Annotated in this window: 1 protein-coding gene (running past one end of the window); it reads left to right on the forward strand. The window is 60.6% G+C overall.

Annotated elements, in window-relative coordinates; genetic code table 11:
* Nucleotides 1-15,802, forward strand: partial view of a CARDB domain-containing protein gene (locus tag Enr13x_RS06675; RefSeq protein WP_145385288.1) — the 3' end only. It extends 24,797 nt beyond the left edge of the window; 15,802 of the gene's 40,599 nt are visible here — the last part of the coding sequence; its start codon lies off the left edge, out of view; its stop codon occupies nt 15,800-15,802.
* Nucleotides 15,803-15,819: the final 17 nt, after the last annotated feature.

Raw genomic sequence — 15,819 nt, forward strand, 5'->3', positions numbered from 1 at the left:
CTTCTTCATCACCGATTTGCAGGTCGGTGCGAATGAGTTTCTGGTCATTTCGGAAGATTCCGCCGGTAACAAGACGGAACAAACCGTCGTCTTCTCGCGCGGAGTCGTTCTGCCGCCGGAGTTCACGTTTACCCGTGTCGACGAGAACGCGAGCACATCGCCAACGATCCAGGGGTTGCTGCGAAGCGAGACGGCAATCGCCGTTGCCGAAGTCAGCACCGACCCCACCTTTACCGGCCGCGTCGTTGACTTGACGCCCTACACCACCGCTGATCGTTTCACGTTGGCATCGTCCGACGTCGAAGCGATCCATGGTGCGCCCTATACCGACGGCGATCACGCCTTGTACTTTCGCGCGACCGACAGCCAGGGCCGAACCAGTGCGCCGACGTCGTTGGTCTGGACCCGAGACACTGCCGGCCAGGCTGGACTGCACAGCACGGTGACGCCGCTGGGCGATGACTACCGTTACGTGATCTCCGCCACCGCCGCGATGGATGCCAGTCGGCGACTCGACGCGATCACCCTGCCCATGGCCGCGGGCGTCATCGCCAGTGAATTCGTCGCCCCCGCGTCCTGGTCGGTCGCCTACTCGCCCGGCGACACCGCGATCGAGTTTTCACCCGTTGACGTGGCCGACGGACTCAGCGGCAGCGGCGAGTTGACGTTCAGCTTCACCGCAACCACCGCGCCGATGCAACGGATCGCAACCGTGGCGATGACGGACTTGGCAAACGGTTCTGCGACACAGCACGTCCCTGTCTCGCTTGCACTGCCGTCGGCGTCCGATGCCATCGCGGTGACGGATTACATCGTCGGCAACGCATCGGAAACCCTCTCGGTCGCCGCCCCCACCGGACTGCTCGCCAACGACGCCGTGGGCATCACCGGCGTGTTGAGCGCCGACGATGTGACTCGTTGGGGAGCAAGCGTCACGGTCGCCCCCGATGGCGGCTTCACACTCGTACCGGCTGATACTTACACCGCAGTCGGCCTGGGCGAATCGATCACGGACTCGTTCACGTACACCGTCCGCGCCGCCGACTTCAGCCTGCACACGGCGACGGTTTGGATCACGATCGCTGGCGAAAACCAACCGCCGACGGCCGTCCAGGACGAGCCATCGGGCGAGACGGTTTCGCTCTACACCCGCGGCGGCGCGTCGTCGGTCATCGACCCGGAGGACCTGCTGCGAAACGACGTCGATCCCGATGTCAACGAACCACTCGTGATCGTTTCGGTTCAACCGACCAGCATGCTTGGTGCCACCGTCACACTGTCTGGGGGCAACGTGTCCGCCGACCAGATCGTCTACGACCCGAGCGGCGTCGACGCCTTGGACTCGTTGGCCGCCGGCCAGCATCTGATCGATCGGATCACCTACACGATCGTCGACTCCAACGGAGCAACCAGTTCCTCGACCGCGAGCGTTTGGGTTCAAAGCCCGATCAATCTCGCTCCGACCGCCGCCTCTGGAACTGCTGGTCTAACCGAAGACGGATCGATCGATCCAACGACCTTCGATTCCCTGACCAGCGGTGCCACCGATCGCGACCGTCTGCCCGCGGATCCCGAACTGGCCGCCGTGGCAGATGTCGTCACCAGCTCGCTCGGCGCCACGGTCACGATCTGGCCAGACGGCACGTTCACTTATGACTCTTCCGGCGTCGCGGCGATCCAATCGCTCTCCGAAGGTGAAACCGCCGAAGACACGTTCCTGTTTCGAGTCACTGATGGACTGGATGACTCCGACGCGCGACCGATCTCGCTGACCGTCACCGGCATCAACGACGCTCCCACCGCGCTCGATGACCTGTACACCGGCGTGTCGGCGGACGGGCTGCTGACGACCGGCATGGTCGACGGCTTGCTCGCCAACGATTTCGACGACGACTCACCACTGCCGCTGATCATCGACCCCAGCCGAACCGCTCCGCTTTCCGCCGCCGGCGCCGCCGTCTCGTTGCGTCCCGACGGCACGTTTGATTACGACCCACAGGGGGTTTTTGATCATCTTGCCGACGGCGAAACGCTGCTGGACACGTTCACCTACGTCGTCTTGGATGATCAGGGTGCCGAGTCGACCGCGACCGTGACCGTCGAACTCATTGGCGTGGACGACGCACCGATCGCGGGGATCGACAGCATCGAACGTGGCTACTGGACCGTCGCGTCTCAGACGATCGAAGTCCCCGCCAGCGAAGGTGTTTTGACCAACGACCGCGATCCCGACTCCGCGTCCAGCGGCACCGTGTTGCAAGCCTCATTCGACGGACTCAGCCAGTACGGCGCACGGGTGATCGTCCACTCCGACGGCAGTTTCAGCTACGACCCGACGTCCAGCCAAACGCTCCGCGATCTGCAATCCGCCGGCATCGACGTCATCGACAGTTTCACCTACACGCTCACCGAGGTCTCGCCGTCATCGGCAGACGCCCCGGACGCCAATCAAAGCCCCGCCGCGCCACCTCCATCCACAAGCGAAGGTGTTGTGGAAATCATCGTTCGCAGCGGCCCCTCGGCGTACAGCTTTGAAGTCGTCGGCAAGGGGTACGATCGACTCGGCTCCGGCGTTTCGATCAACAACCATGGCAACGTCGCCTACACCGCCACCCTCTTCGGACGCGACACCCCGTTCATCTGGAGTGACCAGACGGGGACGGCGAAACCACTGATCCCCGATGAGTTCCTGTTCGGCGAGGCAACCGTCTCTTCACCGCCCCGCGGGTCCGCAACCGACACGCCCGCGTTGCGATTCAGCGACAACGTGCAGCTGACCGACCTGAATCGTCTGTTGGTCCAACGCCAATTGAACGCCCGGACGGTCTCCGGCGTGATCCAGGTCGGTTATCCCTTGCTCGAATTGTCCGATGTCGCGCTCTCGTATTCGGAACTTTGGAATGCCGAACGCGTCTTGGCGGGTGACAGCTATGGGACGCCCAAACAATACGCGGTCGGCGATTCGGGATTGGCCAACACGGGCTTGCGATGGGGTGATCCCAAATTTTTGGACCTGCAACTGTCTGGAATCGCCGCCGTCCTGCCGCCGATTTCCGGCACGGCATTGTTGGGCGAACAAACGCTGGTCCCGCGCGTCTGGACACTCGATCCGATTTGGTCCAGCACCTATTTCACGCCGGCCAATCCGGTCTGGAATGTTTTCCAAGACCCCGACAACTTTGATTTTTCACTGTTCCATAGCGTCGTCCTCGGTACGTCACTGGTCTCCATCTATGAAGAACAACTCTATGTGACACCGTTCACGTCGATCTATCCCGACAGTGTCACCGTGAACAATCTCGGCCAGTCGATCTTTGTCGCCGAAACCAACAATTCAGAAGTCAGCGCGGAACTCAGTCTGGTCACGTATAGCGAAGATCGCGAGCAGCCCTACGTCAAAATCCCGATCAACGATCCCGTCGAAGACATTCAACTCTCTGATGTCGGCTGGGGCGTCTATGTCGATGACGGCCGCATCGTCACCATCGACCTGGACGGCAACACGCACCGTCTGGAAAATTTCCAAGCCCTCGACAACGGCGTCGCCATCAGCGACACCGGGATCATCGCCGCGGCGGCTGACGGACCGCTGGGGCGAGGGATCTATGCGATCAACCCGATCGACAACAACTGGATCAAAGTCGTCGGCGAGTCGGGAGACCCCTACATCGATCCCAACGAAGTCAACGTGGACGATGTCGGGATCGGCGGTGTGGCGCAAATTATCGAAGGCCCCATCGGGATCAACGGACTGGTCACACTCGAATCGCTCGACGAATCCTCCGGTTCCGGCGACCAGGATTCCAAACCGGGCGACGACAACGACGCCGAAGCGGATCACGACGACTCGCTGGTCGGTGTCGCCGGCGGACTGGTCGGGACGGTCGACGGCACGTCCGGTGCCGCTCCCGGAACCCCGTTCTTGACCGTCGCCTTCATGGCAACCAGCAACGGCGGCAAGACCGGACTGCACACCGCACGGTTCTATTTCCCTCCCGACTTGGCACAAGCCCCGCTGCCGCCGAGTCAATTCTTGGGGCATGCGGTGGTCGCCGAGATCGGAGACCTGGTGCCCAAAGCGGGCCACATCGATGCCATCGAAGGCTTTGACATCATCAACAACTCGGGACAAATCGCGTTCGCGACCAGCGACAAGGTGCTTCGCGCCACCCCGCCGCCGCTGACTTCCGGCGAAGTGGTCTACGCGTTCGAAGGCCGCTCGTTGAGCGACAACGACGTCTTCCGACGCCTCGTCGATCAACCCGTTCCCACCGAACCGGACGGCAGCAGCAATCAAACGCCCAATGCGTCCGGTTTATACGTCGGGGCGTCCGTCGCCACCTTCATCGCCGGTGATCCCGATGCGACCGCCGAACAGTTCCAGGCGACGATCTACTTCGGTGACGAACCGCTGCACGATCCAACCGAAGGCCGCGGCGACGATCCGGACCACGAACCGATTCCCGCACTGGTGATCCCCAAATCGAGTGCCGACGGCGGGGCTGTCCCCCTGACCTTCGAAGTCGTGACCGAGCACGAGTACCTCCGCGAAGGTCCCTACGTGATCACCGTTCTAATCACCGACACAAAAAACGACAACGGCGGTCTGGCGGTCACGCTCGCCAACGTCATCGACGTCACCACCGAAGAAGAGATCGAACGGTTGGCGCTGCTGGACGAAGAAGGCAATGCGATCGAGCCGACGGTGCAAAGTTTCGCCTTCCCCTTCATCGACTTTGAATCTGCCGACGACGACGATACGCAGACCGTCGAACCGAACAACGAGCCATCGACCGCGAATAAACAGCGGCAAAACGTTGCGTCGACGCCTTCCTCGCTGGGGCTGAAAACCTTCGTCGCGATCGATCACAACAGCGGCTCCTTCGAAGTCGCCGCGGTCGGCAGTGCGGGATTCTCCTATTCATTCGGACTGGAGACCGCCGGCAGCGACGGCCAGGGCGAGCCGAACTTTACGCAGCAAGGTGACGGATCCGAGATCAAGATCCGCCAAGTCGTCGCGCGCGGACTGGTCAATTCCGTCAACTTTGCCGCGGATGGATTTCATGTCGCCGATTACGAATCGACGTTCGACGGAAAACTCGAAAACACCTTCACCAGCGAAACCAACTCCTTCGCCGAATCCTCCGTGACCGAAGCTTCCGTGACCAGCTTCTTCGTCGACCAGAAAACCGTCGTCTACGACCTGGGGGATCTCGATGACCTGGTCGCCGATCCTTACTTCGACTGGAAACGAACGTCGGAACAAACCACCCACTACACGACCGTCGGAGAACGCTTCATCGACGGGGATTTGGCAGGCCAGATTGACAGCTTGGTCGGTGGCGGCGGCAATGCCTTCGTCGGTGACTTTACCTTGCAAGGCAGCCAATCGACGACCGAAACGCTGCACGAGTTCGGGAATGAAACCTACGACGTGACCAAGGACCTGAGGGTCGTCACGTCCAGCCGAGTCGATCACCGTGGCGGACGACAACAGTTTCAGTTTGTCGACGTGACCGAGTCGACCAGCGACTACCACGTCCACGGCGTGATTCCCAAGTCCGGTGATTACGCGCTGCAGATCGACACCGTCGCTTCCTCGAACATCATCGAACGATCACAGTCCAACGGGACGCAGCGGTCCGTCTCCAGCGGCTCCTCAACGGTCACCACCAACGCACGCAAATCCTACGATGTGGCCAGCGGGCGTTTTCAACTTTCCAGCTCTTCGACCAGCCAGTCCAGCCACGAACAAACCGACACAAATCAATCGCAGACAAGCGAATCCAACAGCCAATCGACGTCGACCTCCACGCTGATCGGCAGCGGCCGCGATCTCGATGGCGATTTTAACTTCACCAACCAGCTCGAATCGACATCTCAGTCCACCACCACGACCACCAACTCCATCGATTCGGACTTCCTGGCCTCCTCGTCCCAAAGCGGCACGACATCGGTCGTCGTCGACCAGACCGGCGATCTGTATAGCGGCAACTATGCCTATGACGAACGCTCCCACCAAACCACGACGTCGCAATCCGTCACGACCAACGGCCCCGTCACGTCGACCGCCCGTTCAAGCGGGACCACCGAGAGCGAAAAACAAAGCCAGGGAAACAAGAAGACCGGCGACTTTTTGATCGAATCAAAATCCAGTTCGGTCAGCGACACCGAAATCGTCGAAACCAATCAGACCCGTCGAAACGAGTCGAACGTCCACGCGGAATCCGACGCCGATGCCGAAAAATCGGGAAACGCCAAACAAGGCGACTTCACGTTCGAAGGCTACGCGTTCAGCCTGACAACGACCCAACAAGTTCAAACCAACACCCAGCCGTCCGGCCAAATCCAACGCATCGAAACCGAAGAATCGCAGACCAGCGAGTCGTCTTACTCGGGATTCGGCAGCGCAAAGACCGCGCAAGTCGTCAAGGACGAACAAAACCGCTCCAACGTTTCCTCTACCCAAACCACGTCCAACCAAACACTCCAGTCGACACGGACCGCGACCAGCGAATCCTTCGGGAACGTCCACTCGATCACCAACACGCTCACCGGCGATTACACCCGCGAAAACGAAAGCCGAATCCGATCCGACGCCCAAACCGTCGTGACCAATCAAGACGTTGTCTCCCGATCCGCGGTGCTTTCCGAAAGCAGCACGACTGCGACGACCGAGGGCAACCGCATCTCCGGCGAATCCACCAGCCTGTCGAACTCCGTCTCCACCTCGCAAACCGAAGAGACGGCAGAATTCCTGACTCAAACCTCCACGACGACCTCACACTCCACCGCACGAACCACCGCTTCCTCGGAACACAACTCGGTCACCGGCGTCTTCCAAACCGATCAGTCGACGCTCAATGAAGTCGACCAGCAATCGACCACGACGAACCTATCTTCCACCACCATCAACTCCAGCCGCGGGACCTCCACACAATCCTCCACCGCCAGCGGCAACTCGATCACCGGCGATCACTCCGAAACCAATCACTTCACCCGCAACTCGACGTCACTGGGCGTTTCACTCAACGGCCAGCAGCCGATCACGACCACCGATCCGATCGTCTTTCCCGCCGACCCGGAATCCCCGATCGCGACGCTCGCCGACAATCAAACCATCATCATCGACGCCGGCCGGCTTGTGGGCTTGACCGAACAAAACGTTCATGCCTCCAGCACCACCAGCAGCGGTTCGTCCATCACGACGTCCAACTCCATCAGCGGCCTGTTCCAAGAATCGTCCACGACGTCCAGCACGGTGCAAACGCGGTCCAGGCGAGAAAACCAAGGATCGGTGACCGCAGTTGAAACCCAGTCGACGTCCACGACGGCTTCGGAATCCAGTGGGAACTCGATCACCGGAGACTTCTCGGGAACCAACACCCAGACCTCCAGCTCGACCGACAGTTCAACCCACACCAACCAAACGATCACCAGAGTCCAAACCAATGCCACGACGGTCAACGAAACCGCAGAAGTCGCCGGCAACCAGATCACGGGAATCGTCGACCAGATTTCCGATTCCACTCGCGAGACGATCTCCGACACGACGACCACCAACCAAACCCTGACGCAAAACCAACACGCCCGGTCGACTTCAACCAGTCACGTCGCCGCACGCCACAACCAGATCACCGGGGAGAACGATTCGACCAAGACCACCGACCAGGATTCCAGCACGTCGTCGACCGCCGTCAATCAAACACTGACGACCAGCGAAACGACGACATCCAGCGGACAAGTCACGATCACCAATGCCGGCAACCAAAACACCGGTGACTTTTCCGAATCGCGATCCGCAACCGGCACCGTGGAAACCGCTGCGACCGCCAGCAATCGCACGCTCAGCCGGTCAAGCACCACGCGGACCGAAACAACTTCTTCTAGCTCCGGCACCGGCAACTCGGTCACCGGCGTTTACGACGGATCGGAATCGCTCCATCAATCGATCACCGATGCGGTGACCGAAACGAATCAGTCGTTGACCGACGCGACGACGTCGACGACGACGATCGATTCGACGACCCGGCGGAGCGGAATATCGGTCACGGGATTCTTCAGCGATTCTGAATCTTCGGAATCGACGTCAGATCAAACGCAAACGATCACCAACCAGTCGCGCACGACGGAAATCACGAGCGTCGTCCAGGCGGATTCGACGCGTTCCCTGTCGGGCAATCGACTCGCCGGCGACTACAGCGAATCCGTCAGCGACGAACAGACCGTCACCCAAAATGAAACCACGGTCAACGGACCACTGACGACCACGTCTGCGCTTGTGGTCACCCGTTCCGGCACCGTCGAAACGGTCGGCAATTCGATCTTGTCAACCGCGTCGACCTCCAACACCGTCGTCGAAACTTCAACCCAAACCGACACGTCCGCCAACGCACTCGATGCGGCGACGATCACGATCACTGCCGCGTCGACGACCACCAACCGACGCGACGAAAATCGGATCACGGGCCTGTATTCCGACACGTCGACGTCTGACGTGACGTCCACGCGTGCGACCACCTCGACCAACCAAACCGCAACCACCGAAAACGAAACCGTTACAACGTCTTCGGCAACCGTCACCGCAACGGGGAATCAAATCCTCGGCGATTTCCAGCAACAGAGCGAATCGACCGCCACCGCCGAAACCGACGAAACGACAACCAATCAATCCCGCACCGAAACCGTCTTGGCGACCGAAACCGTCACCACCTCGGACCAAGTCACCGGCAATCGAATCTCCGGGCTGCGATCAGGAACCTCCGAAAGCTGGACGGAAACCTCGATGGCCACCACGCTGGCCAATCAAACACAGGACGTCCAGTCGACCATCGTCGAATCGGTCACCCAGACCTCGACCTTCACCGGCGATTCGATCACCGGAGCCACCACCAACACTGCCGAAACCAGCGGTACACGAACACGATCCGAAACGCACTCCAACGGCACGCTGCAAGCATCCGCCGAAGAAACCACCACGTTCTCGTCCAATCGCATACGGACCGACAACGCCATCACCGGCATCTACGACGATTCAAACGTCGGCTCACAAGACTCGACGATCGTTGGCGCGGATTCCAATAAATCACTCGCCGTCGACTACACCACCACCGAAGTCAGCACGTACGAAAATGCATCAAGCGGAAACCTGATCGTCGGCGATTTCATCAGCACCTCCGCCGGTTCTTCCGACTCGACTCATGTCTCGACATCCACCAACGGCCCGCTGACGATCCAGGCAACCGGCGTCACCAGCGAAACCACCGAAGAAACACTGCGCGGCAACTCGATCGCGGGCACCAGCCAGTCGGAATTGGTGATCCACAGCACACGTAGCCTGGATCAAACCGATACCAACCAAGATTTGACGGTCACGATCCAGGCCGCCGAAAGCTCGGTAACGGCGACGGAATCCGGCCAATCGCAATTCACCGGCGCGTTCAACTCGTCCAGCGAAACCGCCGCCAGCGGAACACGCGACGAATCGTCCAGCAACCAAGGCTACACGTCCACGGTCGCCGACGTTTACTCGTCCAGTTCCACGTCCGACCACTCGGGCAACTCCATCACCGGTGCAGCGACTTCGTCCGACAGTGCGTCCACCCAGTCGACAACCACCGCGTCGGGGACCGTGCAAACCGAGACGACCGCCGAAACCACCACCGCCTCGACAACGTTTTCATCCAGCACCACGTCCAACTCGGTGACCGGAACCTACGACACCGAATCCTCCGACACATCCACGCTGGTCATTGCGAGTTCTCTGACCAACCAAACACTCTTCGTCAGCGGAGATTCAACGAGCACGTCGGTGACCAACGCAACCGAATCTGGCAACTCGATCACCGGCACCTTTCAGTCCGACGCCACCACCAGCACCACCGCCTCCGGAACCGGTCGCGATGAAAACCAAGTGCTCGTCGTCGATTCGACCTTTGAAAGCACCTCGACCGCCCGAAACCAGGAATCGGGAAACCGTGTCGAGGGTACCTATCAATCGACGGTCACCGCGACCTCCACCAACCAACACACCGAATCGAACCAAATCGGTCCCGACTCCACCAACGCTTCGACCAACAACACCACGTCGACAACGACGACCGCGGGCGACCACCTGACCGGATCCTACACGTCGTCGAGTTCCTCCGAGTCCGCATCGACGTTTTCGGAAACGTTTGCGTATCTGGATTTCACCGCATCCAATTCGTCCAGTTCCACGACCGAAACATCCGAGACCGCGTCGGGAAACGCGATCAGCGGCGACCATTCCAGGACCACGCATTCCGAATCCGCGTCCGCCGGCACCTCGGCCGAAAACAATCAAGACCTCGTCATCGTCGCGACCGCCTTCTCCAGTTCCTCCGTCAGCGACACGACGGAGGTCTCCAACGCGTTGACGGGAACCTATTCCAGTTCAACCACCTCGTCGACCAACGCGTCGTCCAGCGAAACCAGCAGCAATCAATCGCTCGCACTCGCCACCACCGCGTCCTCCCAATCTACCGCGACGACCACCCGCAGCGGTAATCGCGTCACCGGTGCGTACACCGAATCGGTCGCGTCAACGTCCGCCACGACCAGCAACGAATCGACCAGCAATCAAACGCTATCGAGCGTCATCGAGGTGACGGCCAGCGGAACGAACCAGTCCAGCACCTCCGGCAATGATTTTACCGGTGCGTCGACGTTCGAATCGTCCGGCACCACGTCGACCACCACGTCGCAAACCGACACGAATCAAACGCTGGCCGTGACGCTCGACGAGACAACATCGTCGAACTCCACCAGCATTGGAACCGCCAATTCCATCACCGGCACCTACCAATCGACTTCGACGACCGAGCAGGAAACTGAACTGCAGGAAACGTCGACCAACCAGACCTCGACCGCCACGTTGCAGCGAACCGGCAACTCCACGACCACGTCGACCGACTCCGGCAATCAAGTCACGGGTGACTACACGTCGACAGCGGTGACGGAGTCTTCCGCCGACGTGACCGGCTCGAGCGAAAATCAAACACTCTCCGTCACCACGTCTTCGCAAACCGAAACCGCCGCGTCGACGACCAACGAAACGGGAAACACCCGCTTCGACGTGTACGAAACCGAGACGACTTCGACACGCACCGTCGCCACCACGCAGACGTCCACCAATCAAACCCGTTCGACTGCCGCAACCACAAGCGTGACGACCGCAGCCACGACCAACCGCAGCGGCAATCGAACCAGCGGCGAGTACACCGAAGACACTTCCCGGGACGTGACCTCGTCGGCCGCCGGATCGTCCACCAATCAAACCCAGACCTCCTCCAGTGAAACGTCCGACGCGCTGGAAGAAGTGTTTCGGCAAATCGGCAACGACATCACCGGCCTCTATACCGTTACGTCCACGACCACATCGACCTCCAATCAAGAGCTGAGCGAAACGAACACGGACCGCAACGTCACCGACACGTCGTCTTCCACCGCCACGATCACCCGCAGCGGCAGCGGCAACGCGATCACCGGAGACTACAGCGACAGCTCCGAATCGACCGGCGAAACCACGCGAAATCAGTCGGGCACCATCGGCGACCGATCGTTCACGTCACAAGAGACAACGTCGACGAGCAGCAACGTGACGTCCACCGGAAACGCAATCACGACGGCGGATTCCAGCACCTCCTCCTCCAGCGAAACCTACCAGTACAACAAAAACACGACCTACCCCGACGGCAGCGATCAAAAAACGATCTCGCAAACCGCAACCCATGCCTCGACGTCAACCAGCAATTCTGTCACCGGCGTCTACGAATCATCGTCGACCGGTTCAAGCACGACCGAGATCAGCGAAAACGGAATCCGCAGCGAATCCTATTCCGCGACTTCCGAGGTTCGATCCACAACAGAATCCACCGAGTCAGGGAACTCGGTCACCGGAGCGTTTGAATCCGCATCCAGTTCCGATGCCAGCAGCACCGTGTCGCGCTCGTTGACCGACGCCGACGGCACCACGTTGTCGATCACCGAGACCGCCGACAACGAATCGACCGGAACGCAAGCCGGCAACCAAATCACCGGCGCCTTCACCAGCGCCGGTGATTCCGACGGCACCAAGGCGACGACTCAATCGGTTCTGTCCACGGACGGCGCGCACGACCACACCGCCGTCCAACGAGTTGCGACGGACACCGATTCGACCGGCAGCGGCAACTCGATCATCGGGACGATCGCTTCGGAATCGGATTCAACGGTCGTGACCTCGCTGACACAAGACGGAACCGTCGGCGGCCTCTCGGTCGACTACGACGCCACCACGACCGACATCGCCAACACCGATTCGATTGGCAACGCAATCACCGGTGTGTTCGACGTCACCGGCACCGGCGAAGCAACCTGGTCGTTCACCCAAGACATCGACCGAGGCGACGCAGGGCATTCGAGTTTGTCCGGCAACGGCGTTCAAACGTATTCGAGCGATCGGGACGAAAACACGTTGACCGGTGATGTGTCACAACTCACCACGGGAACCGAGACGTACTCGCTATCGCAATCCGGTTCCGATGCCGACGGTGTGTTTGAAGTTGACTTGACGGGGCAAGACACGTTCACCGAAACAGAAATGATCAACGGCGAAACCGGTGTTTTCCAGCGGTCGAGCGACGTGCAGGGAAACACAACTGGCTCGCGCACCGTCGGCGGTGTGACCGACAGCTTCACCGACCTGATCGATCAAGTGGTCACGCAAGCGGGAAACTACATCGATGGCGACGTCGACATCACGTTCAGCGGCGCGGGCCGCTACGACTCGGTGATCGACTTCGTCGACACGTCCGACACCGCCGCTGGCATGCCGGGCAACTTGGATCATTCGCCGACCGGTGTACCGACGGTGATGGGCGACCCGCCACCACTGCCGACCGCCGGGGCGGCCGAATCACTGAGCGACGTTTCCGCGTCCGCGATTGGCTCGTCCGCCGCCGCGCCGACCGAGACGCTGGCCGCCGCCGCATTCCGCGACGTCCAATCCACGGGCGTCGCCGGCGTGGCCGCAGGCAGCGATTGGTCGGGCAGCTCGATCATCGCCGGCTACGCCTCCCAAGGCGCCCAGGCGATCGAGCAATATTGTTTCCCCGCCGGAACCGAAATCCTGCTCGCCGACGGTTGCACCAAGCCGATCGAATCCATCCTCCCCGGCGACCTCGTCGCCTCCCGCCCCCAACCAGAATCCCCACACCATCCCCACCCTCTCGCAACCGGGGCGAACGGATTAGAAGTCACCCTCCTGGCAGGAGGGTCGAGCGAAGCGAGGGGAGGTCGAACGGTGAATCAACGGGTTCACTTCAGCGATCTTCGACCCCGACGGCGCGTCAAGGCAAACACTCTCCTCGCACACCCGCCAACTCGCAATTCATTCACGATGGCTGGGGGAGAGAGGCAGCACCGCGCACCCTCCACCACCCCCGGCACCGTCACCCAAACCTACCACAACGCTCCGCAGCAACTCCTGCACCTCCACATCGGCGACAGCACAATCGCCACGACCGCCGGCCACCCCTTCTACGTCAGCAATCGCCCACCAACTTGGAACCCGGAATCTGAAACCTGGAATCTACCCTCCGGAACTTGGAAACTCGCCGCCGACCTCACCCCCGGCGACCAACTCACCACCGCCGACAACGTCCCCCTCACCATCACCGCGATCACGCGTGCCCCTTCCCCGCCCGTTCCCGTCTACAACTTTTGCGTCGCCGAGCATCACAACTATCACGTCCGACTGCCCGGCACCGACCATTTCGTGCTCGTCCACAACGAATCCTTCGGCACGTTCACCTATGGATTGGAACCGGTCCCCGAAGCCCAAGAGGCGTACAGCAACAGTGCCCTTGGGGAGCTGATGGAATATGCGAGTGGACTGTTCGACACCGCCTACGACGCCGCGTCACCGTTCCTCTCAGGCCTGGAGAGTGCCGTCTCGTCGATCCAGGTCTCGACGCCTCAATGGTTCACTTCACTCGGCGGATCGCTGTTGTCGTTTGCATCCGGCATCGCGGCGAGCACCAGCGAAGTGGCAAGCGCGATGAAGACACAGTTCGTCGACGCGACCAATCACTTGTTGATCGGCGTCGGCAACCTCGCCAATCAAAACGGTCTGTTTCAGATCGGGGATGCGCTGACGTATGCCGGACACACCAACGCCGTCTTCGACACGCTCAGCAGCTTCTACGACGAAGCTGAAATCGTTGTGGCGGCCGGCGTGTTGGTGGTCGGTTCGGCGGCCGCGCTGATCGCCAGCGGCGGGACGGCGTTGCCACTGGTGGCCGGCATGTGGGCCGGAGCGATCGACGTCTTCATCCAAGGCGAATTGAACGGTCAGCGGGCCGGGCTCGCGGAGATCTCGCTCGGGGCGACGTTCGGTTTGTTGGACCCGATCGGAGCGGTCGGAGGGCTCGCCGGAGGCGTGATCGGGTACGCGGGTGCCGATGCGCTCGGTTTGTCAGGGGCGGAAGGCTACATGCTCGGCAGCCTGGTCGGCGGGATCGCGGGGACCGGAGTCGCGGCGGCCGGACGCGGCGGATCGATTCTGTATGCGGCCCGGGCGATGGCGCACGACGCCGGCGGCGCCGGGATCGGGTTCGCCTATGGCCAGCTGACCGGCCAAGACTTCAGCACCAGTCTGCAGTACGCCTTCTACGGCCAGATGATCGGCGGCACGATCGGGGCGTTGACGGTCAAGTGTTTCGTCGCCGGCACGCCGGTCCACATCCCCTCAAGCGACCCCGACCGACGCTCCGCCACCAAGCCGATCGAGCAACTGCGGGTCGGCCAGCGAGTGTTGGGCGAGAACCCGCTGATCGACCGCGACGACGCCTGTTTACTGGAACCCGACTGGTCCCAGTACGTGGCGGTTACGGCCAAGGTCTCCAAGCGCGACGGAGACGTCTTGGAGTTGACGACGCTCAAACCCGATATCTGGCTCAAGACGAACAACGTCCAAGTCGGCAAACGGACCCTGATGGACATCCCGGTCGCCGACGCCCACAACGAAGCCCTGATCACGGCGATCAACCCCTGCCCCGACATCCAACCCGGCCCCGGCCGAGTCATCCTCTCCACCTTCCGCCACACCGCAAACGAGATCCTCTCCCTCACCATCGAAGGAGAACCCACCCCCATCCAAACCACCCCCGATCACCCGTTCTGGGATGAAGATCGAAAGTGGTTTGTCAAAGCCGCCGATCTCACCCCCAAATCCCAACTCCGCCATCCCAACGGCACCGCCAAGCTGACCTCAACAACCTCGCATCAAACACAACAGCCCGTCTACAACATCTCCGTCCACGGAGAAAACGCCTACGCCGTCGGCCAAACACATCTTCTCGTCCACAACGCAGGGCAATACAATGAGAACCTTCCAACAATCGCACGAGGTCCAGCAAAGGTAAATAGCGACTCATTTAGGAACAATTTCTCAATCGTTTTCGGTTCTAGAAAGCCAATAAAAAACGTTCCCAATGACGACTTTGTTCCTGGAAACAACATTACAACAAAGTACGTTCGCCCCTCTGGAGCCGGGCCAACAGCGGCACAGCGAAGAGCAGTTCAAGGAAAACCCTGTGTAGATTGTGGAAAGATCACACCGAGCCAAGTAGCAGACCACAAAGACCCACTAGTTGTGCAGCACTATCGTGAAGGTGCTGTCGACACTGCAGCTCAGTCGGCTGTCGAAGCCGTGCAACCTCATTGTCCGCTGTGTTCTGCCAAGCAAGGAGGCTTGCTGTCTCGTTTCTCATTACGGATGAAAAGACTGCTCGGATTATGAACAAGAAATTGACTTAC

It is taken from the genome of Stieleria neptunia (assembly GCF_007754155.1).
Classification (GTDB): domain Bacteria; phylum Planctomycetota; class Planctomycetia; order Pirellulales; family Pirellulaceae; genus Stieleria; species Stieleria neptunia.